Source organism: Paenibacillus sp. NPDC101420, assembly GCF_050277435.1.
Lineage (GTDB): Bacteria > Bacillota > Bacilli > Paenibacillales > Paenibacillaceae > Paenibacillus_AQ.
Genome location: NZ_JBNNSE010000002.1, coordinates 726002 through 751469 on the forward strand (window position 1 = coordinate 726002; position 25468 = coordinate 751469).

General features: G+C 41.2%; 22 protein-coding genes. 15 read left to right on the forward strand and 7 right to left on the reverse strand.

Features of this window, described 5'->3' with window-relative positions:
* Nucleotides 1-64: 64 nt before the first annotated feature.
* Both ACQKMP_RS12100 and ACQKMP_RS12105 read left to right on the forward strand, forming a co-directional pair.
* A complete protein-coding gene (locus ACQKMP_RS12100; protein WP_427469446.1) occupies nt 65-727 on the forward strand; it encodes a DUF421 domain-containing protein in 663 nt (220 codons plus the stop codon).
* Between the two features lie 41 nt (nt 728-768).
* Entirely contained in the window at nt 769-1242 is a 474-nt protein-coding gene (locus ACQKMP_RS12105) for a GNAT family N-acetyltransferase (RefSeq protein ID WP_427469448.1), read from the forward strand.
* 48 nt (nt 1243-1290) lie between these two features.
* Here the strand turns inward: ACQKMP_RS12105 and ACQKMP_RS12110 are convergent, their stop codons facing one another.
* Together ACQKMP_RS12110 and ACQKMP_RS12115 are read right to left on the reverse strand one after the other, a co-directional pair.
* A complete protein-coding gene (locus ACQKMP_RS12110; RefSeq protein WP_427469449.1) occupies nt 1291-2700 on the reverse strand; it encodes an MDR family MFS transporter in 1410 nt (469 codons plus the stop codon).
* A gap of 87 nt (nt 2701-2787) precedes the next feature.
* Nucleotides 2788-3213 (reverse strand): MarR family winged helix-turn-helix transcriptional regulator, encoded by a 426-nt coding sequence (locus ACQKMP_RS12115; RefSeq protein ID WP_427469450.1) that lies wholly within the window; start codon nt 3211-3213, stop codon nt 2788-2790.
* A 206-nt stretch (nt 3214-3419) separates the two neighbouring features.
* On the opposite strand from ACQKMP_RS12115, the gene ACQKMP_RS12120 reads away from it, so the two are divergent.
* From ACQKMP_RS12120 to ACQKMP_RS12135, 4 genes are all read left to right on the forward strand, one after another.
* On the forward strand, nt 3420-3935 hold the full coding sequence (locus tag ACQKMP_RS12120; protein ID WP_427469451.1) for a CAP domain-containing protein: 516 nt from the start codon (nt 3420-3422) through the stop codon (nt 3933-3935).
* A gap of 142 nt (nt 3936-4077) precedes the next feature.
* On the forward strand, nt 4078-4908 hold the full coding sequence (locus ACQKMP_RS12125; RefSeq protein WP_042189794.1) for an AraC family transcriptional regulator: 831 nt from the start codon (nt 4078-4080) through the stop codon (nt 4906-4908).
* A gap of 74 nt (nt 4909-4982) precedes the next feature.
* Nucleotides 4983-6212 carry a multidrug efflux MFS transporter gene (locus tag ACQKMP_RS12130; protein WP_339242391.1) on the forward strand — a complete coding sequence of 410 codons (1230 nt, stop codon included), beginning with the start codon at nt 4983-4985 and terminating at the stop codon, nt 6210-6212.
* On the forward strand, nt 6184-6777 hold the full coding sequence (locus tag ACQKMP_RS12135) for a hydrolase (RefSeq protein ID WP_042189790.1): 594 nt from the start codon (nt 6184-6186) through the stop codon (nt 6775-6777). Before ACQKMP_RS12130 ends, ACQKMP_RS12135 begins: the two co-directional genes overlap by 29 nt.
* 69 nt (nt 6778-6846) lie before the next feature.
* Here the strand turns inward: ACQKMP_RS12135 and ACQKMP_RS12140 are convergent, their stop codons facing one another.
* The gene (locus ACQKMP_RS12140; RefSeq protein WP_339242387.1) at nt 6847-7659 is read right to left on the reverse strand and encodes an undecaprenyl-diphosphate phosphatase; all 813 of its coding nucleotides are present in this window, start codon (nt 7657-7659) and stop codon (nt 6847-6849) included.
* 291 nt (nt 7660-7950) lie between these two features.
* Here ACQKMP_RS12140 and ACQKMP_RS12145 point away from each other — a divergent pair, with 291 nt between their 5' ends.
* From ACQKMP_RS12145 to ACQKMP_RS12165, 5 genes are all read left to right on the forward strand, one after another.
* The gene (locus ACQKMP_RS12145; RefSeq protein ID WP_427469452.1) at nt 7951-8502 is read left to right on the forward strand and encodes a GNAT family N-acetyltransferase; all 552 of its coding nucleotides are present in this window, start codon (nt 7951-7953) and stop codon (nt 8500-8502) included.
* Between the two features lie 146 nt (nt 8503-8648).
* Nucleotides 8649-9728: a Wadjet anti-phage system protein JetD domain-containing protein gene (locus ACQKMP_RS12150; RefSeq protein WP_427469453.1), complete on the forward strand. Its 1080-nt coding sequence runs from the start codon at nt 8649-8651 to the stop codon at nt 9726-9728.
* Entirely contained in the window at nt 9725-11230 is a 1506-nt protein-coding gene (locus tag ACQKMP_RS12155; RefSeq protein WP_379423710.1) for a hypothetical protein, read from the forward strand. The genes ACQKMP_RS12150 and ACQKMP_RS12155 overlap by 4 nt, the downstream gene beginning before the upstream one ends.
* 12 nt (nt 11231-11242) lie before the next feature.
* Nucleotides 11243-12001 (forward strand): DUF6063 family protein, encoded by a 759-nt coding sequence (locus tag ACQKMP_RS12160; RefSeq protein WP_042189773.1) that lies wholly within the window; start codon nt 11243-11245, stop codon nt 11999-12001.
* A complete protein-coding gene (locus tag ACQKMP_RS12165; RefSeq protein ID WP_427469454.1) occupies nt 11988-16469 on the forward strand; it encodes a hypothetical protein in 4482 nt (1493 codons plus the stop codon). Before ACQKMP_RS12160 ends, ACQKMP_RS12165 begins: the two co-directional genes overlap by 14 nt.
* 176 nt (nt 16470-16645) lie before the next feature.
* Here the strand turns inward: ACQKMP_RS12165 and ACQKMP_RS12170 are convergent, their stop codons facing one another.
* From ACQKMP_RS12170 to ACQKMP_RS12180, 3 genes are all read right to left on the reverse strand, one after another.
* On the reverse strand, nt 16646-17533 hold the full coding sequence (locus ACQKMP_RS12170) for a DMT family transporter (protein WP_427469455.1): 888 nt from the start codon (nt 17531-17533) through the stop codon (nt 16646-16648).
* The gene (locus ACQKMP_RS12175) at nt 17530-18381 is read right to left on the reverse strand and encodes an AraC family ligand binding domain-containing protein (RefSeq protein ID WP_427469456.1); all 852 of its coding nucleotides are present in this window, start codon (nt 18379-18381) and stop codon (nt 17530-17532) included. The genes ACQKMP_RS12170 and ACQKMP_RS12175 overlap by 4 nt, the downstream gene beginning before the upstream one ends.
* Before the next feature lie 92 nt (nt 18382-18473).
* Nucleotides 18474-19937 (reverse strand): ATP-binding protein, encoded by a 1464-nt coding sequence (locus ACQKMP_RS12180; RefSeq protein ID WP_427469458.1) that lies wholly within the window; start codon nt 19935-19937, stop codon nt 18474-18476.
* A gap of 205 nt (nt 19938-20142) precedes the next feature.
* Between ACQKMP_RS12180 and ACQKMP_RS12185 the strand changes: the two genes are divergently transcribed.
* Nucleotides 20143-20865, forward strand: a complete 723-nt coding sequence (locus ACQKMP_RS12185) for an MOSC domain-containing protein (protein ID WP_427469459.1) — start codon at nt 20143-20145, stop codon at nt 20863-20865.
* Between the two features lie 83 nt (nt 20866-20948).
* Entirely contained in the window at nt 20949-23018 is a 2070-nt protein-coding gene (locus tag ACQKMP_RS12190; RefSeq protein ID WP_427469460.1) for a serine hydrolase domain-containing protein, read from the forward strand.
* 95 nt (nt 23019-23113) lie between these two features.
* On the opposite strand, the gene ACQKMP_RS12195 is transcribed toward ACQKMP_RS12190, so the two are convergent.
* Entirely contained in the window at nt 23114-23545 is a 432-nt protein-coding gene (locus tag ACQKMP_RS12195) for a flavodoxin domain-containing protein (protein WP_339242364.1), read from the reverse strand.
* A gap of 413 nt (nt 23546-23958) precedes the next feature.
* Between ACQKMP_RS12195 and ACQKMP_RS12200 the strand changes: the two genes are divergently transcribed.
* A complete protein-coding gene (locus ACQKMP_RS12200; protein WP_042189760.1) occupies nt 23959-24300 on the forward strand; it encodes a DUF4181 domain-containing protein in 342 nt (113 codons plus the stop codon).
* Nucleotides 24301-24527: 227 nt separating this feature from the next.
* A complete protein-coding gene (locus ACQKMP_RS12205) occupies nt 24528-25433 on the forward strand; it encodes a phosphatase PAP2 family protein (protein WP_427469461.1) in 906 nt (301 codons plus the stop codon).
* Nucleotides 25434-25468 lie beyond the last annotated feature (35 nt).

Consider the following 25468-nt stretch of genomic DNA (forward strand, 5'->3'; position numbering starts at 1 on the left):
CATGAATGGATTTCGTGTCATAAGGGTAACGACCCTGTGCGAAGTCCCAGCTGGAGGTGCAGCAATGGAGATATTTGTAACTATAGGTATCAAACTGATCATTAGTTTCTTTGGTTTGTGGATCATTACCTTTATTACTGGCCGCAAGACGCTTAGTCAATTGACGCCTCTCGATTTCCTGTCATCATTGATTTTAAGTGAGATTGTAGGGAATACGATATATGATAATGAGGTGAAGATCTGGCATCTGCTGTTTGCGCTTTTCATCTGGACCGCTTTGTCTTATTTGTTTGAAAAGGCAACGACCCATTTTGTGAAGTTCGGGAACATGGCGGAAGGCCGGACGGTGTTGCTTATTGACGATGGCAAAGTGAATCAGGATTTGATGGAGAAATACGATATTGAGTTTACCCAACTGCTGTTTATGCTGCGGCAGCAAAATATTTTTTCTCTAAGTGAAGTGAAGTATGCTCTGCTCGAAACGAATGGCTCACTGTCGATTATGCGCAAGTCTGAAGAGGAGCAATCGGAGCAGTCTTCCTCTTTTTCCATTACAGTTATTGATAAAGGTAGGCTGCTGGAAGATTCGATGCGTGGCAGACCGATGAATAAGATACAGATCCAGGAATGGATCAGGGAGCATGGCTATCAATGCGTTGAGGACATTGCTTATGCTGAATACAAGGAAGACGGATCACTCTATATCATACCTAATAACAAACCATAAACCTTGTTAATAGTAATATATTTTAATGGAGGTACATCTTTATGGGGATTTCTTTATGTAAAGCAGACGTAAGTGATGCGGAATTTATTCATCAAATGCAAGTCAAAGCCTTTATGCCATTACTGGAGAAATATAAGGATTATGAAACCAGCCCTGCCAATGAGTCCGTAGAAAAAATGATAGATCGAATTAATCAGTCTTTTACAGATTATTTTATGATTAAGAATTCTGATATTGTTGTGGGCGGTGTCCGAATCGTTAAAAAGGAAAACAATACTTACCGTGTCAGCCCTATATTTATTATGCCAGAATACCAGGGGATGGGGATCGCCCAGCAGGTTTTTGCAATCATTGAACAGAGATATAATGACGCGAAAAAATGGGAGCTGGATAGTATTGAGCAAGAGCAGAGGAACTGCTATTTATATGAAAAGGTAGGATATAAAAGAACAGAAGAAACAAAGCGAATAAACAATAAATTAACTTTAGTATTTTATGAAAAATATATGGATTAAAATTTAGACAGCGGACAGCTCGTGTCCACTGTCTTTTTTTGATTAAAATTAATAAACTCTAATACGCTTCACAAATAACGATAAAAGTAATCCGATAACTGCAATTGCTGCGATAAATAAGTATGCATGTGTAATTCCTGCGGTTAAAATTTCAGGCTGTGCAGCAGTTGGATGTGTATTCGCGAATCGTGTTTGTCCGCTAGACATTAGTGTAACGGCGAACGTTGTACCAAGAGCACCTGCGATTTGTTGAAGTGTGTTCATAACAGCAGCCCCATCCGGATAGTATTTCACGGGTAACTGATTTAAGCCATTGGTTTGAGCGGGCATAATGACCATAGCTAATCCGATAAACATAGCGCAGTGTATTAAAATAAAGGTCAGGTTACTGGTTTCAGTAGAATTGCATGTAAATAGAAAACCTGCAATGGTTGCGATGGAGAATCCAAGCGGCAGCAATAATTTTGGACCGAATTTATCAAATATTCTACCCGTAACTGGAGCCATAGCTCCGTTAATCACACTCCCTGGAAGGAGTAGAATTCCTGCAGCTGTAGCTGATAACAATAAACCTCCTTTTAAATATAACGGTAATAAAATGGCAGAGGATAAAATGATCATCATTCCTAAAAAGACCATTATCAGACCTATTGTAAACATAGGATATTTAAACACTCGTAAATTTAGCATCGGCGTTTCCAACTTAAACTGTCTTAATACAAACAGAATTAAGCTGATGACACCAACGATAAGAGGCAGATAGACAATGATTTCACTTAAAGCATGATCAGCGATGTTGCTAAATCCAAATACGATGCCACCAAATCCGAAAGTAGAAAGTAGAATGGATAAAATATCTATTTTAGGTTTAGAGATTTTGGCTACATTTTTGATAAATGTTAATCCGAATCCAAATGTAAATAATAATAAAGGTAAACTTGTCCAAAAGATAAACTCCCAGCCCAAATGATCCACGATCAAACCAGACAAAGTTGGCCCGATGGCCGGTGCGCACATAATAACAAGTCCCATCATCCCCATGACAGTTCCACGTTTATGTGCAGGGAAAATTATTAGAATAATGTTCGTCATTAGGGGCAGCAATAAACCAGTTCCCAAGGCTTGCACTAAACGCGCAATTAATAAGGAGGTGAAATTGGGGGAGAGGGCAGCAATTAAAGTACCAATGATAGATAATAACAAGGATGCTGTGAATAATTGTCTAGTGGTAAACCATTGCATTAATAGGGCGGATATCGGAACGAGGATACCTAATACAAGTAAATATCCTGTGGTTAGCCATTGAACCGTTGAGGCGTTGATTGAAAATTCATCCATTAAGTTGGTAAAAGCCATATTTAAGGCAGTTTCACTAAATAGTCCGACGAATGCTCCTAGCATAAGGGAGAAGGCCATTAGGGCGGGACGTTTAACTTGAACAGCTGCTGTTGATTCCATGATAGGGATAAACCTCTTTTCAGAAATGGATTCGTATTATTTTTGAAGAATAGATGATATGTCAACTATAGGGCAGAGGATATACATTTATGCCTCTCTTACATTATTCTGCACACGAGTTAACAAAGTTGTTAGCGCTGAGTACTCCGCAGGAGAGAATCCTGTCGCTATAATTTCGTTTAATTTGATCGTCACCTCATTGATTACAGTCTCTAATTTCCTGCCTTCGTCTGTGACAAAAACATTTACCGAACGACGGTCTTGCGTACTTGGTACTTTATGAATGTATCCCTTGTTCTCTAAGCTAGCGATCATTCGGGCAACACTGGCTTTATCCTTCCCAAGTTTATTAGCAATCTCGTTCTGAGATAGACCTTCTTTCTCAAGCAACAAAGCCATAAGTAAATGTTGTTCAGGCGCAAGCCGAACGGGTGCAAGCAATTTTGTTAAATAATTGGCTAATTCTAAGTGTAAATCTCGAATAACTAACCCTAGCGGGTCTTTGGAATCCATATGATCTCTCCTAATTAGAAAAATAGATGATATATCAACGTTTATGATTTGTTTATATTAACATAAAGTAACACATACATGTCAAGGCAAAGAGAAATCAAGTACATAGGATTAACAAAATTTATAGTAGAATTATAGACTTTGGTACAAGCGTGAAGACCTCTTCCACAATATATTGTTGTAAATACAGTGTAGGAGGGAAAATCATGAAGCAAAGAATATCTTCAATAAGAAGAGTCAAAAGTTCTTTGAGTAAAGGAATAAAAACGAAACGTAGTTCCGGAACGAAAAGAGTAGGGAAGTCAAGGATTCATATTAGACAAGCTAACGCATTTGAATTGCAAGTTTTTAGATTAGTCAACGAAGAACGTACGAGTAGAGGAATCGCTGCCTTAACTCTAAATACGCGGCTAACTGATCTTGCGGTTTTGAAATCAAGAGATATGAGGGATAATAACTATTTTAGTCATACCTCTCCAACTTATGGTACCCCCTCTCAAATGCTAGATCGATTTGGAGTGGAGTGGCGTGCTTATGCAGAAAATATCGCGGCGGGCCAAGCAACACCTGAAGCAGTAATGAGAACGTGGATGAATAGTACTGGTCATAGGGCTAATATTTTGGATCCTCGCTTTACGGATATTGGGGTTGGTTATGTAGGGGGAACTGCGACTAGTCAATATCAACATTATTGGACACAACTATTCATACAGAGACCCTAATCCGGATTAAACTATTTTTGCGATTTTCAGAATTAAAGAATACAATAACGAATAAAGGACACTAACTCTCTTGTTAGTGTTTTTTTATCCGTTGAATAATGGGTTGGGTTATGTCGCAGAACTGAGCTTGCTGGAGGATTTTATGAATATAAATAATCTATTTTTCCACATACTATATTGTAATTACAGATACTTCAACGACCCCAAGAGAAATTGGAGCAAGCTCGTTAGAACCCTTCAGCATCATGAACTTCTCTTAGTGACTGGAGGGAAGGGCAGCTTTATGATGGAGCGAAAACGACATTCGTTTAAAGCTGGTATGTTATTCTATATTTCTCCAGATGTTAAGCATTCAATAGAGATAGATGCTGAAGATCCCTTATGCTTTCTGTCCGTTCATTTCAACTATGCGAAGGTGAGCATGAACGAGGAGAACTGGGGAATTAGTGGTGATGTGGATTCACTCCATTTGCAAGCTGTATCCGAGTTGAAGGATTATTATCAAGTGGAAGATATCTTCGGACAAATGATTCAGAGCTGGAATACTAAGCTGCCAGGGTATGAATTTGTAGCGAAGACTTTGTTACAGCAGCTTATCATTGCAATTGCTCAAAATACACAAAAACAAAGTCAAAATTACTCCACTTCATTAAAGGTGGAAAAAATTATTAATTATATGCATCAAAAGATCAATGAGAAAGTTAGCTTGAGCGAATTGTCAGATTTGGTACAGCTTTCACCTGCTTATTTATCGAGAGCATTCAAAGAGATTACAGGTTATTCGATCATTGAGTTTTTTAATAAAATGAAAATTGATAAAGCGAAAGAGCTGATTCTTGAAGGGGACATAAAAATCAAAGCGGTTGCGCAAACCCTTGGATTTACGGATGAATTTTATTTCAGCAGAATTTTCAAAAGAATGACAGGCATCAGCCCTTCGGAATTTCAGAGCAAAAATGTCCATGGAGTTTAGAATAATGCATGGTATAGAGCCAATCTGACTGTTAATATGAGGTTGTTATTGTTAGCAGAAAGAAGGCTTTTTTTATGTCCATGTGGAAAAGGAATTTGATCGTTTGCTGGTTTGGTATGTTTGTAACGGGTGTAGGTATGAGCCAGATTGCGCCAGTATTGCCACTTTACATTAAGCATCTTGGCGTGGATAATGCCGATTCCGTTGCTCAGTTTTCTGGCATTGCTTTTGGGATTACCTTTATCGTTTCAGCCATATTTTCACCCATTTGGGGACTGGCGGCAGACAGGTTCGGACGGAAACCAATGCTTTTGCGGGCAAGTCTTGGGATGGCGATTGTGATCAGCTGTATGGGTTTTGCGCCTAATGTGTATGTATTAATTGCACTAAGATTATTACAGGGCACAATAACGGGTTATAGTACAGCTTGTACTACATTAATCGCGACTCAGACGGATAAGGAACATGCAGGATATGCTTTAGGAACTCTTTCAACAGCCAGTATTGCTGGAGCCTTGCTTGGCCCAACGATTGGTGGTTTCATTGCAGAAAGCATGGGTTTACAAAGTTCATTTTTTGTTACGGGTGGACTGATGCTGGTTGCCTTCATTACTACCGCTTTGTTCGTGAAGGAATCTTTTCATCGTGAAGATAAAAAGACGCTAAGTATCAAGGAGGTCTGGAGCAGTGTTCCAGAGAAGAGCCTAACGCTAACCTTGTTTGTAACCTTCTTTATTCTAACTGTTGCTTTATACTCTGTAGAACCAATTATTACGGTATATGTTACTCAGCTCTCCAAGAGTGCTAGTCATGTGGCTCTGCTTGCAGGGATGACCTTCTCAGCTTCAGGGCTGGCTAACATCATTGCTGCTCCAAGGCTTGGCAAGTTGTCTGACCGAATAGGTGCTCAAAAAGTTATACTAGTTGCGCTTATAGCGGCAGGACTTCTGTTTATCCCACAAGCGTTTGTTCAGAATCCTTGGCAGTTAATGGGTCTGCGTTTTCTACTAGGATTAGCGGCAGGTGGGTTAATACCTTCTGTGAATATCCTCGTTAAGAAAATAACACCAGATGCGCTTACAGGAAGAGTGTTTGGATTTAACATGTCGGCAGGTTATCTTGGCACATTTGCGGGTTCGGTTCTAGGTGGGCAAGTGGCAGCCTGGTTTGGGATCCGAGATGTATTCTTTATTACGAGTGTTTTGCTATTGATAAATGCAGGCTGGGTTTATTTTAAAGTGTATAAAAAACTAAGATTAAATGGGAGAGAAGACAATGGAAGACTTAAAGAGATCAGAAACTGAATGTATTGATGCAAAGAAAACGGCGCTGGTTGTAATCGACTTGCAAAATGGAATTGTTAACATGCCTAATAAGGCTCCACATACAGGTGAGCAGGTGGTTCAGAAGGGCAGCAGTTTAGTTCAAGCCTTCACGGAAAAGGGGGCGTTTGTAGTACTTGTAAGAGTATCCTCGTTAGATGGACAGGATATGTTAAGACCTCAAACAGATCTGAAGATGAATGCAGGAGCCATTCCAGAAGGTTGGGATACCTTGGTACCTGAATTATCTGACTTCAAAAACGCACATGTGATATCTAAACGTCAGTGGGGGGCATTCTTCGGAACGGATCTTGATTTACAGCTACGGCGTCGTGGTATAGATACAATTGTCTTGTGTGGTATTTCTACATCCATAGGTGTGGATACGACAGCTAGAGAAGCTTATCAGCTTGGTTACAACCAAGTTTTTGTGGAAGATGCAATGACTGCTTCTACGAAAGAAGAGCATGACTATGTGTGTAAAACGATTTTCCCTAGAATCGGCAAGATTCGGTCGAGTGGTGAAGTAATATCCCTCTTAAAATAGGATGAAAAACCCTCATGCTCTCTGTAATCCCAGAGATTGTCATGAGGGTTTTTGTTTGAAATCATGTACTTACATGAAGATAAGGAGTAGTATCCCAGCCAAGAAGCAGTAGTAAGAGAAGTACTTCAAATTACCTTTAGCCATAATCCCCATAAACCAGCGCATAGAAAAATACGTAACGATTAGTGTAGTGATAAATGCAATTAAGTATGGAATTGCTAGTTGCGCTCGGTTCGGGTCACTGGCAATATCAGATGCCCCCATAACAAGTCCGCCCAGACTGATTGGAATATACAGCATAAAAGAAAAGCGTAAAGCAGTTTCTTGCTTCATTCCCACAGCAATGGAAGAGATGACCGTTGCGCCTGAGCGACTTATCCCAGGAATAAGAGCTACAGCTTGGGCTAGTCCGACTATGACTGCATCCTTCGTTTTTAAATCCCCATCTTGTTTACGACCGCGAAGATTACGAATTAACCATAAAGCAACCCCGGTTACCAGCAAGGCGATGGACACGGTGTGTACTGACGAGAAGATCTCCTCAATTTGGTCCTTAAAGAACAAGGCTACGATAACCGCAGGCATGGTGCCAATGATAATGTACAAAGAGAACATAAAATCTGACTTATATTCCTCTTTGCGGGTCAGAATAAATTGAACGAATCCAGTGATCAATCTTCCGATATCTTTGCGGAAAATAAAGCAAATCGCAATTAGAGAAGCCGTATTTGTCAGGATTTCAAAGGATAGCCCATTCTGTTTTAAGCCCAGCAATTTCTGCGCGATGATTAAATGGCCGCTCGAGGAAACGGGGATTGGCTCAGTTGCCCCTTGAACAAACCCTAGAAACAAGTATTTAAGCCACAGTATAATATCTTCCATTTTTCCTCCCAGTATTTTTGTAATCTTTTTAATCATATCTCATTCAATGAAGAAATGACAATAGAACCATCGTGCCATATCGAAGTTCATTGCCTTAAATGAGGGCTTGACTGAACCAGTTATAATATTCTTGAATGGCTTGTTCACTAACCGAGCCTATCGCGAAAGTAAACTAAATGAGGTGGAACTATTTGTAGTTCATTAATTAAAATTCATCGGCAGGACATTCCGAAAGCCGCCAGCGTTCTGGCAGAAGCCTTCGCAAAGGATGATCCACTGTATAAGCATATTTTGCCTGATGAAACAACCAGACTCCGCGTATTAAACATTTTTTTTCATCGTTATATTGAGATGTTGTATCCTTATTCGGATTTACTAACGACGTCAACAAATTATGAAGCTGTCGCCTTGGTGTTCCATTCGGAGCGTCAGAGCGGGACATTGATTTCGAACGTCAACTATATGAAACAAATTGGGCTGGCGATTCTCAAGTGTTTACCGATTTGCCGTATCATTGGTGTGCGAGGATTTATTCGAGGGTTAGCCACTTTGCGCAGTATGAGCTCCTTATGGTTATCGATGTTTGGAGATCAGAAGTATATGCATTTGGATATGCTTGTAGTGCAAGAACGTTACCGTGGACAAGGCTATGTATCGAAGATCTTGAAGCCGCTGCTTGCCGAATGCTGTGAGAAGAATGCACTATGCACGTTAGAGACACAGACGCTAAGTAATCTTCCCATCTATGAGCATTATCAATTCCGCACGGTTAAGGTTATCCCCTTACCCAACAGTACATTAGAGCAGTATTGCATGGCATGTACTCCAGATCCTGCAGAGTAGAAATGCGTGGATAGAATCTATTATTTTGTTTAACAATAAATAGCATAACCTTCGATGAATTGATATAATAGAAACATATATTCGCGTACTTCAGAACCCTATACGGATGTATACGGGTTTTATTTTTATTTGGTGAGGGTGATCGTTTGAGATCGATTCTTATGAATGCGTTAGAGAAAAAGTTTGGCGCTGTCCGTACAGGGAGAAGTAAAGTAGAACTTGATAAGCTGGAAAAAGAAATCATTAGAACTGCTTATGAAACAACGGCAGAATATGAATTGTTAGGCGGAGGGTTTCGTGTTCTAGCGGTCGCTATAACCGAGCTTGTGGCTGAGGGTTACCTAGAACCGATAAAATCTAGTCCGATGAGCTATAAACAACCCTCTATACCTACATCTTATTGGTTATCTAAGAGTGCCTCGGCTCAAGCGAGGTGGGATCCTTCAGCTGTGTTAAGGGTACAAGATTTGCTAGATCTTCATTATTACTTGATTCGTCCTGAAACTCAGACGCAAGAGCTTTGGAGCCGGATAGAACGGGTTTCTAATTTTTTGCGTACGGTGAAGGATCGCGAGATGATTACTATAGAAGAAAGGTCACTGGAATTGTTTGGTCAAGAGAAATGGCTCTCTGATCCTGAAGGAAAACAATTTCTTACTAGAGTGAAACTAACACTAGAAAGCCTGAAATGTGTATATGCGAGGGAACCGTTTATTTATTACGTCAAGCCAGCAGTAACCGTACGAAATATTCTTATTGTTGAGAATAAATCATTTTTCCACTCAGCCAAACGATTAATGTTTAGTGATATGATGATTTGTGGTTTATCTCCGGACATGCTGATTTATGGTGAAGGCTGGAAGATTGATAGTAGCTTGCTCTTTCTAGAGGAATTGAATATTGATCCACTTCAAACCACCCTATTATATGTAGGAGATATGGACAAGGCAGGTTGGGATATTTACGGTAAATTGAAAGTCAGTTATCCGGATTTAAATCTCCAACTGGCGATTCCAATTTATGAACAGATGATGAAGCTGACAGAGGAGCCATATACATATAAGCTTCCACAGATCTGTAACCCGGATCATCTGCACAACGTATTGCAAGAGCTCTCTAGAAACATGGAACTGAATGCATTTACGGAACGATTACTGGAGGAGGACCTAAGGGTTCCGCAGGAAATTTTAAATTATGAAGTGATGGTGAGGATGGCAGAAAGATGAATTGGTCGGATTTTGGCGAACGAAATAAACGATTGAATCCCCTATGGAATCTGGGGGCTGGGATGAACCTTGGCGAAATCCAACCATACAAAGAAATGGTGTCTTTAAGCATCTTGTTGCAAGTCTATTATTTGGAGCTAGAATCCAATGAGAGAAGATCCAAGGAAGATATAATAGCGTTGGCTTGGACTGCATTGGAACGGTTCAATATTGCGAATCTCGGGACTACCGAATCCGTAGAACGTTTAGTAGACGGCCTGCTCTGGAGCGGAAATGGTGGGGACTTTGAATCCTATTATTATGATGATGCGGCTCGGCAAATGTCTGTGCAGAAATATAAGTATTTCATGGTGGATGAGGATGCGACCCGCAGTAGCTGGGAAGAGAGCGGCAGAACAATCTATCGTCTCTCCGAATATGCCATGGAGCTTATTTTTATGAGTCATGAGATTATCGAAGAGTTCCAGATAAGCATCAAGCTGCTCGAGATTCAGATGCATATTAAGCATGGACGTGTAACTCGGGCGCTTCAGGATGTGAATGAGCTTATCTCCCGGGTTCGAAAGATGACTCATGAGCAGCAGGAATACCGGAATGCATTGCGCCGTAACCCGAAGCATATTTTTAGTGAATTCGGAGTGGCCCGGCATCAGCGACTTGAAGAAATTCATCAGCAATTCGATGAGGAACGCAAGCATTTTGATAATATTCATCGTTCTCTGGCTCGGCTAGCCAATGACGAGAAAGATGTGATCGACTTTAATGAGATCCGCATTCTTTCTGAACGAGTCGAGCTCTCAAGGCGTGTACACGATGAGCTGGCTGAGATAGTCTTGAATATTTTCGAGGTGGAGACCAACTTAAGATTGAACTTTCCTGAACTATTCTGGGGAGCCGCAGGCTTTAATTTCCGTACGCATGTATGGGAGGAATGGGTTAAAGAAGAGGGGCTGCCAAGCGGTGACAGCTTTGAACTGCTGCTCGGCGGATTGTTTGCTCCGAATCAGGATTTTGTCTATCCACTTCCTTGGGCTTGGGAGGAGCAAGAGGTTGGTTTTATCCCGGATATAGTAATAGATGAACTTGAAGATGAGCTCTATGCTGAGAATGCTCAATATATTCCTAAAGGTATTCCATGGGCGGAAGTCGTTGAACTGTGGAAGCCTGTGTTCAGTGCGCTAGCCGAGCGGGGAAGCTTTACGTTTACTGCAGAAGCTTTTACCGAGGAGGAATTAACAAGATGGGCACGCACACCAGATGCTGTCGATCTGTGGGTGCAGTTTTTTCATTCAGAGATTACTGTGCAAGAGCAGGCTCCTGAGAACAGCAACGGATCCGATGAATGCCAGTTGCTAATCCGTTATGTACTTGCGGATGATCCTCAATTGGAGAGCCTGCGCGGCAAGCTATTGCGGACGAGCATTGCGCAAGAATCAGCCCTAAGGGTACGCTGGTCTGGTCTAGACATGAGCCCATATACTATTACGATCGTGGAGAGGTGAGAGGTTACTAGCATGAGTTATACATTAGAACAGGTACAGCAAGCTTCACGGCTATTTTTTGAATTACTTCGTAAAAAAGTAATCCCTCTCGATGATCCTGCGGCAGCGGAATGCCTGCAGGATGCAGGAACATATGATGCGCTTCAATATGTTGCCAAGGAGGCAGGCTGCCGAGTGATGAATTCGGGACACCGTCTCCATTTGTTGGTCAATCCACTCGGGTCAGTGTTCGCCACCAACTTTACCCAGTTGAAGAATAAATACTCACGAATTGAGCGTAAAACTCATTTACATATCATTAATATCATCATCCTTGTGTTTCTGGCCGAGATGGATCAGGACGAGACTCACTTTAAGTCCGGGCAGGACAGTATGTCCTATATACAGATATCAGATCAGGTGTCTTCACTTTTCCAAGCATGGATGCAGATGGATGATGAAGGTCGGTTTAGTCAGCAGTGGCGCTTGGATATCCAAGCGATGTCGAAGGTGTGGACTAACCTCTATATGCAAACTAAGAGTCAGGAAGAGAGCGATCTTCTGACAAGAGGCGCAGGCTCACGAATTGGGCTGATTCATGAAGGCATGAAGCTCCTCGAAGAGGAGAAGCTCGTGTTCATCTCGGAGTCAGAGAAGCGGATATTCCCACGGGAAGAGCTTTATGAGAGAATGCGGTATTTATATCATGATGTTGACCGGTATCAGGAATTGAAGAAACTCATCGGACGAACTTTAGCTGAGAAAGACGGTGCTATTAATGCCGCGGATTGAACGCATACGGATTACAGGACTTAAATACGAGAAAATGCTCAAGAAATATGATGATATGATTCTGGATCTCTGTAACGAAGAGGGGCCAAGCAATACGCTTATTACGCTTATGAATGGTGGCGGGAAGGGCGTACTGCTGCAATCCATATTTCAGTTATTAATGCCCAAAACGCCATGGGGAAAAGATAGTGAGAACCAGGTGGAAGCATTTTTTCATAATCATAAAAAACAACTTAAACCTTACACCTTTCATGTAGCTATCGAATGGCATCTGGACAACAATGAGCGTAATGAATATATGACGACTGGTATTGCTATGACGGCACATAACTCACTGGATCAGCAGGATATTAAAGTGGATTACCTTCTATACGCACTTACTGATTATGGCGATGCATCTGAACTCACCCTTTCGACGTTGCCACTCTTCGATGAAGAAACTGCTGAACCTACGAGTTTTGAAACGATCCAGCAATTTATACGAGATCGGCGAGGGGAAATTGTACCTTTTGGTAGCCATAGCTCGGATTTAAAAAGATATTATGATTTCCTGGCTACCCGGGATATCCATATCGCCGAGTGGCGCAATATGCGGCGGATCAATGGGGAAGAGGGCGGTATTAAAGGTTATTTTAAAAAGAATGATGCCTTTACCAACCATAACTTATTCGAAAAGCTAATTATCCCTGAGATAGGTTCCAGTCTAAATGAGGGACCCAAAGAAGAAGACAATACGCTGCAGCGGATGTTTATTGACACGGCGACAGTAGCTCAGCGTCTACCGATGCTTGAACAGCGGGAACAGGTCTATACAGAGTTTCTTGGCATGGCTGCACCTTTATACGAGCTGGTGAAGCTAGGAGTAGAGGCAGAGAGTGTTGTTCAAGAAACGGAACTTCGTGGGCGTCAGATCTTTACGGTTATTCATGAAGAACAGAGAAATGCGGAAGAAGAGCGAAGTAAGGTTGGTAATGAACTGGCGGGGCGTTATCAGGATGCGAAGCAATTGCGATTTGAGACGGACAATCTAAAGTATTTGCGCAGCAAGGAAGAAATGGAACTGAAACAAGATGAGTTCAAAAAGCTTAGTGATGATCAGAGACGTGCACGTGGACGGCTGGACGATTCCAAGGCTCAGGAGAAAAAGCTTGAAGTGGCTCATTTCGTAGCTAAACGTATGCTCCACACACGACAAATTGAGCAATGGCAGAAAGAAATTCAAGCAATCGAAGGATCTCTGGAGATGAAAGAACGTCAAGAGGTCATTCAGACGGCTAAAGAAAAGCTTCGTAAACAATGGGATGTGGTGTCAAGCCTCTGGCAACAAACGATCAGAGGATTTGGAAACGCTGAGCGGGCACTGGCGACTGAAGAAAAGGGTCTGCGCAAGGAGCGGGAGAGCTTTCTGTTGGAGTTAGCAGGCCTGGATATCCAAATTAATGAATTGACGCTATCTATCCGTCAATATACAGAAGAACTCGGAACATTCGCAGCTCAGCATGGTCAGGACGCTGCACATGCTCCGGTGGCAGCGCTTCAACGTGCGATTTCAGCTGCCAAAACGATAATTCTGGATATGGAAGTGCTAGAGGAACAGCATAAAGAGGCAGAGAACCGAAAGCTGGCACTGCATAAGAATCACGCAGAACTCAGCGAGAAGCATCGCTCTTATGAACGAGAGGCAGACGAGCTTGGGGCACTGCTTGATTCGCAGACCTATAAAGAATCACAATTATGGTCACAGATTGTTGTTCTACTGGAAATGTTTGATGAACATAATCGTTTGGGAGCTACTGGCCTTTTTGAAGAGCAGGATACGATTCAACTACGATTTATCCGAAAAATGGATGAAGTGGAGCAACAGACAAAACGTTCCAGACGAGAGTACTACAATCAGCTTATGGACGTGGAACTTCAGAACCAATCCTACTGGCTGCCGAATTCAGATATTCTCGCGGTCAAGGATACACTCGATTCGCTCAAGATTCAATCCACACCGGGCAGTTCCTATTTAAATGATCGTCCATACCTTGAACGTGAGGAAGAACTAGAGCGCTATCCACTCCTTCCTTATAGTCTGATTGTTACCCGGCGCGAAGCTGATAAAATCAAACCGGATTTGCTGAAGGACACGCTGCTGAAATCAGCGGTGCCAATCTTTATCCGTGAAGAGATGGTAGCTTCAGATCCAGTATCTTTTAAGCTTCTAGCTAACCAAGGCCCACAAATGGTACTGGAGCCAGATCGGTTCTTAAACTTTAAGAGCGGTATTCAGGCGAAGCTTAAGGAGCAAGAACAAGTGCTTCAGGACGCGGAGGCTTATTTATCGAAGTTGAAATCTGTGCGTCAGGAATATGAGCGGTTATATCAAACAGAGAACACTGTGACGATTACAGCCAAACGCAATACTCTTATGAAACTGCAAAGTGAACTTCAGCAGAGCATTATCAGTCTGAGCAACGAGATTAATGAGAACGAGAGCACGCTTGCTCGGATCGGTCGGGAACTTATCGAGAATAAAGCGCTTAGTGCAGAGCATGAGCAGAGAGCAGCAGCGTTGCAAGGTTGGATTGAACGTTCGAAGAAACATGAGCAGGATCAAAAGGAGAAGAAAAAGTATACAGATCGTAAGAGTCTAGTGAGCAAAGAGCTTGCGAGTAAGGACCAGCAACTTGAGCATCTTGAAGCGCAAATGGTAAGCCTTGGCGGAGAGCGTGAGAAATGGATGGGAGATGCCAAGTATGCTCTGTTTCCTAGACTGCAACATTGGTTCCCTGAAATTGTATTTCCGACATATCATCAGCTTTCGGATGATATGGACCCCACACCAATAGATCCTGTAGAGCAGAACCTTCTGTTGCAGCAGCTCAGTACGGTTGAAAGTCTGCAGCAATCTCTGACGGAGAATGAGCTTGAAATTCGAACAAGAGCCGCCCAGATTAAAGCGGCGAGCGAGAATCTAACGGAGCTTGAAGCCAGCCTGAATCAAGTGGATGAGAATTGGCGGAAGGTAACAGAGCCTGCTGAATCTACTGAATCCATTATGGCTGCAAGAAACCGTCAAAAGTCGGAAACTGCTTCACTGGAAGAAGACTATCAGATGGTTCACGACTCTTTCATCCGCTGCCAAACCGAATTGGAGAATTTGCAGAAGGAATTGCGTAAGGTAGAAAAAGGAATCAAAGAGAAACATGAGCGTGCCGTGGAAATTTGGAATGAGCTACTCGAGCAAAAAGAGGCGGACATTCAAGAGCGTTTCCAAGAGAATGAGCTCATGCTTAACCAGTGTAAACGATCTTTGGAACGAATGGATACGCTTATTCAGACGTTATCCAATCAAATCAAGATCATGAATGCACATATTGAGGATCGGGTCAATCTACGGACTGTGCCAGAAGAATTAATGCTGAGCGTAAGAGAAGGCTGTGAGTCACTGGTTGCTGACTGGCTTCTTCGTATTAAGGATAGCCGAGTTAGACGGGACGAGGTCTCCAGAAAGGTGAAGGAAGAGAAAAATTCATTAACCGGAAAACTTGCCAAAAACGAACGGAATTCTGAACTGGAGACCAAGATTCTAGATCGTTTAAATACGGTTCATTGGGATAACTTCGCTATTGCTCAGCAAGTCCTAGATTCGATGTTACGTAGCTCACGCGATCAGATTGAGAGCATTCAAAGTGATAAGGAGGATATGGATCTGTCCCGCAAGATGTGGGTCGCCCGGGCTTCTTATCGTGTAGTACAAATCATTGATATTATGAAGCGAATGGAACGTCGGATGATTATTCATAACGAGAATAATTATGCTTTCCCGCTGGTACGCCTGAATTATAAGAATATCAGTATACCGAGATCAAGTGATGAGGTAGAGCCGATGGTGAGCGACTATTTCAATCGGTGTATCAATGAACTACTCTCAAAATATCCAAAGATTGAACAAGTACCAGCGCTGGTAATCAAAGAGGTTATAAATGACGGACGAATCGTCTATGCGGCGCTTCAGAATCGCTTCCCGATTCTTCAGGTATATAAACCAGTAACGGAAAATTACTTCCTCTACGCCGCTCCGGAAGATTATCATTATTCCGACTGGGAGATCATCAATCGGGGTGCACTGGATGAGGCTGTCGGCAGTGGTGGACAACGCCAATCTGTACAGCTGCTGGTAGCCATGATGATCATGACGCATAAACGTGTAAATCGTGAGAACAAAGGGTGGACGGTCTTTTTATATGACAATCCTTTTGGAGAAATGGTTTCTAATAACGTGCTTGATCCCGTATTTGAAATTTCTAAGGCTCTAAAATTTCAGTGGCTGATTGTAACACCACCGGAGCTAGTGAAGAATGACGTTAGCGTTCGCTTTGGTGTGTACTGGCAGCTCTATTTCGGAGGTGTCAAAGGGGATATGTTAGAATCCACCCTAGTCAAGGGTGGAAGAAAGTTCATTCCTGTTTCGCTGTTTTGATCAGCAGCGTTTACCAGCGTCCATAATGAAAGGGGCGTACCGAAGTAGCATTAAGCTACTCCGGTACGCCCCTTTTTTCGCGTTTAGGATGAATTAGGGAAATTGTCCCTAATTGGTTTTTAGATCCACACCATATATTGGAATAGCTTCGTATTTTAATCCTAGGAGATGAATGATTATTTCGGTTTGCGTTCAGAAATATATGAGCCGGTTAGCGTCAAGAAGGTTCCCAGCAAAGTTGCCCAGGTGATCTTTTCATTCAGGATAAGGGCAGAGGCTGCCACCGTAACTACAGGCACAATATATATGTACACACTTGTTTTTACGGCTCCTAAGATTCCTACAGCCCGATTCCAGGTGACAAAACATAAAGCAGAGGCTCCCAGTCCTAAAAAGAGGATGTTAGTAATATTTTGGATTTCTTTGAATCTACTTAGATCCAAATGAAAATCAAAGATAAATAAAGCTGGCAGCATAAATAAGATTCCATAAAAAAATACTTTACGGGTAGCCCCAATCGTATGAGCCTGTAAATCGCTTATTTTTCGCATTAATACAGAGTAAATGGCCCAAACCATAGGGGCTATGAAAGCCAATAGGTCTCCGATCGGGTTCAGTTTTAGAAGAAAACTTCCATTTAGCCCGATTAAAATAATTCCAGACAGCGCAATTACAAATCCTAATATAAACTGACGATGAAATTTCTCTTCCTCCAAAAAGAAGTGAGCAATCACAGCTGTGAAGAATGGAGCAATTGAGACAATCACGCCTACATTGGAAGCAAGGGTGTAGACTAGGGCAATGTTCTCTAGAAGAAAATATAAAGTAATTCCACATAATCCTGCTGAAATAAATAGTAATTCTTGCTTAATGGATTTCGTTCGCACTGGACGTGAATAGATCAGTAACAATACAAAGTAACCCAAAAGAAAGCGGAAGAACAGAATTTCAACAGGCGTAAAATCCGTTAATAGTATTTTTGAAGAGATAAAGGTCGTTCCCCAGATGATAATTGTAATTAGTGCCAGCAGATGTCCCGTATGGGTCTTGCGTTGATCCATCATATCATGCGATCCGTTGATCGCGTTTGTCCCGGCAGCTGAATAAATATACGCATATATTGCTTAGGGGTTAAGCCAATCAATTTTTTGAAAAAATTTGTGAAATGGCTCTGATCGCTGAATCCGGTTAGTGAGGCCACTTCTATGGGGAGTACTCCTTGTTCTAAAAGTCGCTTGGCCTGATTAATCCGAATGGTTTCCAAGTATCGATAAGGAGATATCCCTTTTTGTCTGGTAAATAAACGCAGAAAATGATATTTGCTTAAGCTTGTCAATTCACTTAATTGATTGAGGGTAATATTCTGCGCATAATGAGTCTCTATGTATTCGCAAATGGTTTTGATTTCAGAGGTAAGGTCTTGTGAAGAATAGAAGGGCTCTGCATCGGAATATTCCCTCAGAAGCTGCTCCAGGAGAAACAGAAACAATTCTTCTTTTTGAAAATCAGTTTGATCCTCTAATATCATTTGATGTAGATCGTGTAATGAGGTTGCCAGTTCACTTTGGTAAAGCGCATTATGTGTGAACCGAGGCAAGTAGTCCATGCCGGTAATTTCAAGCACATACTTACGCATTATCTCAGGCTGAATATTGAAGGCGCGGTAATCAAAGGAGTTTCCGTCCATCGGTTCACAGGTGTGGGTATCCTGCGGATTAAAGATGATAACATCTCCGCTGTTAAGGATATGTTCTTCATTGTTACAAATCATAAGTCTTTTGCCTTGTTCAATAAAACCTATAACGTAATAGTCATGAAAATGGTTAGGGAATTTCTGCATGATCCCTTCAAAGCGATACGCCTCAAAATTCAAGTCGCTATCGAAGACGATGGTCCGAACTTCACGAGTCACTGCTGCACCTTCTTTTCCAGTTATGTATAAGCATTATAATGTGAAAATCAGGTGCATTCTTGCACGATGTTGCGATTCCGGAACTTCTTATGTTATATGACAGCTTCCTCTGGCTCTAAAATTTTTGGAATGGTTACCGTAAATGTAGTGCCTTGCTCAGGAACACTTTCTATAGTGATCGCTCCGCCATGATTATGTACAATATTCTGCGTGATCATAAATCCAAGGCCTGTTCCTGTTTCTTTTGTCGTATAAAATGGTTTACCAAGTGCTTTAATCTGTTCCTCTGTCATCCCGCAACCTTCATCTTGCACGCTGATTCGGGCTTCGCTTTCATTTGTAAGCACATGAATATATATGTTTCCTCCACTATTCATTGCTTCCATCGCATTTTTAAGTAAATTAATAAATACCTGTTTCAGCTGATAAGCCTCACCATGGACCCATATGGAGTGATCTGTACAGACAGGGAGGATCTGAAGGTTTTTCAGTGCAGCTTGTCCATTCATTAGTGTGGTGACTTGTTCTAGTAAAGATAATAAATCCACTGGTTTACTGACATGCGTCGTTTGTGGCTTGGATAAGACCAGCAGCTCGTTGACGATAAATTCGATGCGTTTCAATTCTGACTCAATAATGAAAAAATATTTATCATTCATGCGCTCGGAAGAGCGAAGCAGCTTCATAAAGCCGTTAATGGCGGTAAGCGGATTTCTGATTTCATGAGCGATTCCAGCTGCTAATTGCCCTGCGGTAGATAATTTCTCGGATTGGATTAGCCGTTCTTCTTCCAGCATTTGCTGAGAGACATCTTTAAATATTCCGATAAATGCCTTGTTTCCATTGAAGATAATCGGTAATGTGAATCCATCCACAAATTTCTGCTGACCATTTAAGCAATTAATTAAGTAGCAAACAGAGCCAATCGTGTCACCACTGTAATATCTTTCCCTTCGTTCTTGGAGGATAGCATGATTGGAAAGGTCTACAATATTAGTAGTGGATGTACCCACCAATTGATTCAGGCTCTCCGCATGGATTAACTGTAAGCCCGCTGAATTCACATACTGAATAATCCCTTTTACTGTAATAACAACGGTCAGAGGTAATCCCTCAAGGAGTTGCAGGAATGATTTATCTTTTTCTAGTAGACTGCTTTCCGCTTCTTGCAGCTGATTTTCTATTTGCCTGATCAAGGTCTTGTTCTCAAATTGAGTAAAATAATATAGGGATGCACCATTAGCATCCGAAACGATAGATATGGAGATCTCTATTGATAACAGCTGTCCGGTTGGTAGGTAGTAGTCCTGTTGGAATCGATGCGGATGGATGTTCATAGAGGAAAGAGACCTTCCAAGCTCAGCAATTTCATGGATCTGACTTAGAAGGGTTCGGACGGATGGTGAAGGTGTTATTAACTCGTTATGATCATATCCCAATAGGGTACTTAGGGCTGAATTCCATTTTAGGAACGTTCCATCTAACGAAACTAGAGCCATTCCAATTACAGCATGTGTAAAAGCAAAATCAAAACTTTGGAATTCATTGGACCGCACTGCTATTCACCTCTCATATTCTTTCCACTATATGTAATAGTCATAGTATAAAACATATAATCAAATAAAATATATAAATTTTTATATGATCGAGAATCGTTCGAAATAGCTATGTGTTGTTGTGAAAATAAGGGTGCAAGAGTCAAACGATTTCAGTTAGAATTAAAGGATATGTTGTATTTTTAGAAAGTGGAGGTGTTGTGCCGTGCAATCAATCGTTGGTGAAATCAGAGAAATTAATCGCTATCCAGTCAAGTCATTTGCAGGTGAACGATTGGAAACCTGTGTAATAGAACCGTATGGAATGTTAGGGGATCGCTTCTGTGCCTTTTATGATGAGTCAAAAGAGGGCTGGTGGCGGTATTTTACGGCTAGAAATAATCCTAAAATGCTGACCTACCAAGCGCAATTTATCAATGGAGAAATTCATGTAAGGTCTTCGGATGGACGAACCTTTGGGTGGGATGAGCATTTATTGGAAGAAATCCAAAGCCAAACTAAAACGCGAATTACCATGTCTAGTATAAAAGCTTCACATCCACAGCCAGAGCACCCGCAATTGTTATCGGTGGATGGCGCCAGTATTTTACTCATTACGGATGCTAGTTTGAAGAAGCTAGAGGCTGCGTGGGGACATACCTTAGATCAGCGCCGGTTTCGTGGGAACTTTGTTATAGCTCTACGCGATGAATCTCTTTTCGAAGGGGATTGGATCGGGCGGCAGCTCTCCATAGGAGATGTTCAGCTACAGGTAGATAGTTTTTGTGAGAGATGTATGGTTATCACGATGGACCCGGATAGTCAGGAAAGAGACCCTAAATTATTGAAAAAACTAAACCAAGAGTTTGAACTACACTTCGGAGTGTACGCTTCTGTAGTTAAGACAGGGGAAATCAGAATCGGAGACAAAGTAGAATTAATGGATTAGATAATGATATAAACGTCCTTTACATTCTCATATGGATAATTTACCCTTTAAAGGAATGGAAAATTCATAGCGGGAGGGAATGTATGAAGAAGAAAATAATATCCCTGTTGATGGTATCTTTACTTTTAGTAGTTTATCTTCCTACGAATGCATTAGCAGCGGATAGCAGCAAAACGCAAACATATGTGAACACTCAGAAGGTCGCGGCAGAGAAGGCAGCATTCTTAACGGAAAAGATAGGAACGACAAGTCTCCAATATGCTCTTATCGATGGCGATAATATCGTTATGAGCGGCACAGCTGGATACAGCCATGTGGAGAGCAAGACAGCACCAAGCACTACAACGATGTATGGAATTGGCTCGACGAGTAAAATGTATACGACCGCTTCTATTATGAAGCTCGTTGATCAAGGAAAGGTAGAATTGGATGCACCTGTCGTATCGTATCTGAATAATTTTACGATGGAAGATTCACGTTATAAGCAAATCACCGTACGAATGCTGCTGAATCATTCATCAGGTCTTGGGGGTTCGAATTTATCAAACTCTTTCTTATTCAATGATTCTGATTCTATCGCCAAAGATAATTTGCTGGCGACTTTGACAACTCAACGTCTAAAGGCAGATCCAGGAGCCTACTCAGTATATTGTAATGATGGATTTACGCTGGCGGAGTTGATTGTTGAGAAAGTTAGTGGAATGGACTTCACTACATTCATCCATCAGAATTTTACAGGTCCTTTAGGGCTTGGGCATACGAAAACGCCAGTAGATTCTGTGGATTCTAGACAGCTGGCAAGTGTATACAATGCTACCTATCCTGCCGCTTTACCCCAAGAGACGATTAACGTGATTGGAACAGGGGGCATCTATTCTACGGCTGAAGATTTGGTGAGATTTGCAACTATTTTCACTGGAGGATCGAAAGAAATTCTGTCAGAAAAATCAGTAAAAGCGATGGAGCAAGAGGAGTACAAGCGTGGAATGTGGCCAAAAGGAAAAGATAATTCGTTTGCGTATGGATTGGGCTGGGACAGTGTGAATTTATATCCATTCAATCAGTACGAGATCAAAGCTCTGACAAAGGGTGGGGATACAACTCTGTATCATTCTTCACTTGTTGTATTGCCTGATCAGCAGATGGCAGCAGCTGTGGTATCTTCTGGTGGGGATAGCACAACCGATCAGATGCTTGCTAACGAAATATTGCTCAGTGCGCTACAAGAAAAGGGAGTTGTCAAGGAACTAAAACCTACACCTACATTTAAAGCTTCGAACAAAGAGGTTATGCCGCAGGGATTGCTGGAGTATGCTGGTGTCTATGCTGATTCTACACAACTGATGAAGATAGAGATTAGTAAAGCTGGGGAATTGAGTATATCTTCGATTATGGCACCTACATTTCCAGCTCAGAAATTTTCGTATAATACAAACGGTGAATTCTTAGATGCAACGGGTACTAATAAAGTCAGCTTTGTGAAGGAAAGCAATGGTCGTGTCTACCTTTGGATTCAAGGATACGGGGTCATTCCAGGGCTTGGTGAGACTGCTCTTTCTCAATATTCGGCTGAAAAGCTAGAGGCAAACGCTTTATCCAATGAGGTCTTGTCAGCTTGGCAGCAGCGTCAAGGGAAATTGTATTTTGATGTCAGTGAGAAGTATAGCTCACAATTTTACATGAGTATGCCAGTAGCTGGAATTGCTATGTTCCCTGATGCACCGGGCTATATGGGCTCAAATAAAATAACTGGGCCGAATAAAGCTGAAATGACCGTGCAAATTCCAACTTTAGGTGGGCGCGATCTTGCGGATATTGTTTTTGAAAATAAAGAGGGCGTGGAGTATCTCAAGGTTGGAAACCAATTATTTATAACGCAGGATGCCATTAAACCTATCTATGCCGGCCCGCAATCATTGGTGACTATTCAAGCAGATGGATATGCGAGATGGTATGAAGTACCTGAGACAGCATCAGGCAAGTTGATGACAGTAGGGCTACCACCTAAAGGTTCCTTTGCTGTTTATGATGCGAATGGTGTGTGTGTGAATTTCTCTACTGTCAGTGGTCTTACGCAAGTTAAACTTCCGAGTAACGGGAAGATTGTATTTGTAAGCGATGTGGGTGCGAAGTTTGAATTGACAATCAAGTAGTAATAAACCATTTAAGTATATTTTATTAAAAAAGATCCTGTTATCCAGATAATATATCTGGATAACAGGATTTTTATTAGAAAATTCTATATTCCCTATTTAAAATTCTTAGAAAACTCTTTTATTTTATCTACAAAAATCCCCTTGAGCTGATCAGTACCTTCTTTGGGAGCCTTATAGGCTTTATAACCGCCAAAGGATTCGATGCAAACCGCAGCTTGTTTTAGATCATCCGGAAAATTCTTCTCAATTAACTCCTCAGTAGTCTTTGGTTTTTCGTTACAAATATAGTAGCCCATCTTCTTATTTAGTAACTCATCTTTATTTTTTTTGATAAAATCACGAATCGCTTTATATATTTTCTCGTCTCTTACTCCAGCACCTAAAATAATGCTATCAAATGCCTCAAGACTTGGCTTCTCTATTTCAATATTACAGATCTTACTCTGAGGAAGCTCTTCTGATAATACCTTTGCGCATTGCTCTGTTGCCCCTGATTTTGTAGCGTATAGAATAAGTACTGCCATTGTGGTCCCTCTTTTCAGTTTAAATTGTTCAGGCTTCAAAATACCCTCGAAAATCGAATATCTTGATAATCGAGATATTATCTATACTATCGAAAATGCAGATCTTTTGTCAAGTTAGAAACAAGTTCTCATGCGTTAATCATACACCCTTATTATGGTATCATAGGAATAATTAAGGTATCACTAACTACATCTTTTAAGAATCAAACGATAAAGAGGGGAGTGGAGATAAGTTGAGTATTATCGTAATGCTAGTCATCTATTTTTTGCTTGGAGTATTCGTGATTAAATTAGGCATCGATAACTCTAGAAGTACGCAAATATCAAAAGAAATATTAAATGAGTTAAGAGAAATCAAAGAACTAATGATAAGAAATAAATATGAATAACTTCTTAGAAGGAGGGCATCAGGATTGATCATTCCATTTTTATTATTAATTATTGCTTTTTCTGGTTTTTTTCTAAGGATATGGATTGTTGGCCCGGATAAAGAAAAACTTTCTGACGACGGTAATGAGCTAAATATAAAAGGTAAATTAATACTCGGACTTATTGGATTAATTTCGGTAATTGTCATAATGATAGCTGATGGCGTGCAGGGGATGGGAATGAAGTGGTTTTGGATTGTATTCATAATTATTTCCCTAGGATTTCAGTCATTTATTGATTGGAAATTCTTAAAGCATACGAAACAACATATCGTTTCACTGATTTTGTTAGTTGAAGGTGTGGTGTTAGTTTATTTTCTTTTCTAATCGTTTGTACCATAAAGCCTAATCTCCTTTCAGTGTGTACAAGGGATTAGGCTTTTTTGCTTATTGTAGATAAACGATCCTTTTGATGTATTGATCACTTTTTCACATAAGAGGAGGGTTAAAATCTACCCTAGTTTTAGTTATTATTCGCCTATCCGAATTCATGAATGGAGCTTTATAATCTCAAATGTAAGCGTTTCCTAAATGAGTATAAAGGGGATGAGGAGATGACGACAAAAGGGACAAAACGTTTTATATGGGGATTTCTTATAGTATGGGTCATGTTAATGACGATCTTTACGTTTAATGATCTGAATCTATCCAAAGCTCTGTATAACGAACATGAATCGCGGTTTGGTTGGTTTTTTGAGGTATATGGAGAACATCCAGCTTTTCTAGTGTTATTCGCAGCTGGGAGTATTCTATTTAGTACGGTTAGAAATGAACGGTTGATAAAGAAGATTATGGTCCGTCTGGTGTCCGGATTTTTCATCCTACTTAGTGGATTTGGTATTATAACGATTACTTTAACTCGTGGGTATGGGCTGGATGGAGATCATGTTATGATCAACAGTTTAATTATAACCGTACTATTTGCAACGTTGTGTCAATGGCTATTGAACCGTATAGCTGTTCAAACGCTAAGACAGTATAATCGTGCTGCTTGGGCAGCTATCGTGATCGTATTCGCGGAGATTCTGCTTGTAAATGTCCTCAAAATCTTTTGGGGCAGGATGCGTTTTCGTAATATGGAGGGCGATTATTCTCTATTTACAAGCTGGTTTCTCCCCCAAGGCATTCAAGAGAACGGCGTCACAACGGAAGCATACAAATCCTTTCCTTCGGGTCACTCTGCCAATGGCTGGACCATGATGCTGTGGATGATGTTTATGCCTTTCGCTAATAAATGGCGCAATATCATGCTTGTCTGTGCGGTAGTGTGGGGAATCAGCACCTCGACTAGCCGCGTCATTATGGGAGATCATTTTGCAACGGATGTATTATTTGGAGCATTTATTACAATTACTTGTATGCTGCTGTTCTGTAAGCTCTTTAAGGTTGATCTGTATCCTAATAGTCAACATACCGCTACCGCTCTGTTAAAAGATAAAAATGCCCCCTATTTTCGTTAAAATACGGACAGTTTAAAAGAATCAGCTTCAGTACA

What these genes read in the sequence shown, in the direction of transcription:
- ACQKMP_RS12170 (WP_427469455.1), bottom strand. Translation starts at nt 17,533, where the DNA reads ATGATGGATCAACGCAAGACCCATACGGGACATCTGCTGGCACTAATT.
- ACQKMP_RS12100 (WP_427469446.1), top strand. Translation starts at nt 65, where the DNA reads ATGGAGATATTTGTAACTATAGGTATCAAACTGATCATTAGTTTCTTT.
- ACQKMP_RS12110 (WP_427469449.1), bottom strand. Translation starts at nt 2,700, where the DNA reads ATGGAATCAACAGCAGCTGTTCAAGTTAAACGTCCCGCCCTAATGGCC.
- ACQKMP_RS12140 (WP_339242387.1), bottom strand. Translation starts at nt 7,659, where the DNA reads ATGGAAGATATTATACTGTGGCTTAAATACTTGTTTCTAGGGTTTGTT.
- ACQKMP_RS12120 (WP_427469451.1), top strand. Translation starts at nt 3,420, where the DNA reads ATGAAGCAAAGAATATCTTCAATAAGAAGAGTCAAAAGTTCTTTGAGT.
- ACQKMP_RS12135 (WP_042189790.1), top strand. Translation starts at nt 6,184, where the DNA reads ATGGAAGACTTAAAGAGATCAGAAACTGAATGTATTGATGCAAAGAAA.
- ACQKMP_RS12105 (WP_427469448.1), top strand. Translation starts at nt 769, where the DNA reads ATGGGGATTTCTTTATGTAAAGCAGACGTAAGTGATGCGGAATTTATT.
- ACQKMP_RS12115 (WP_427469450.1), bottom strand. Translation starts at nt 3,213, where the DNA reads ATGGATTCCAAAGACCCGCTAGGGTTAGTTATTCGAGATTTACACTTA.
- ACQKMP_RS12125 (WP_042189794.1), top strand. Translation starts at nt 4,078, where the DNA reads ATGAATATAAATAATCTATTTTTCCACATACTATATTGTAATTACAGA.
- ACQKMP_RS12195 (WP_339242364.1), bottom strand. Translation starts at nt 23,545, where the DNA reads ATGGCAGTACTTATTCTATACGCTACAAAATCAGGGGCAACAGAGCAA.
- ACQKMP_RS12165 (WP_427469454.1), top strand. Translation starts at nt 11,988, where the DNA reads ATGCCGCGGATTGAACGCATACGGATTACAGGACTTAAATACGAGAAA.
- ACQKMP_RS12155 (WP_379423710.1), top strand. Translation starts at nt 9,725, where the DNA reads ATGAATTGGTCGGATTTTGGCGAACGAAATAAACGATTGAATCCCCTA.
- ACQKMP_RS12160 (WP_042189773.1), top strand. Translation starts at nt 11,243, where the DNA reads ATGAGTTATACATTAGAACAGGTACAGCAAGCTTCACGGCTATTTTTT.
- ACQKMP_RS12190 (WP_427469460.1), top strand. Translation starts at nt 20,949, where the DNA reads ATGAAGAAGAAAATAATATCCCTGTTGATGGTATCTTTACTTTTAGTA.
- ACQKMP_RS12205 (WP_427469461.1), top strand. Translation starts at nt 24,528, where the DNA reads ATGACGACAAAAGGGACAAAACGTTTTATATGGGGATTTCTTATAGTA.
- ACQKMP_RS12130 (WP_339242391.1), top strand. Translation starts at nt 4,983, where the DNA reads ATGTCCATGTGGAAAAGGAATTTGATCGTTTGCTGGTTTGGTATGTTT.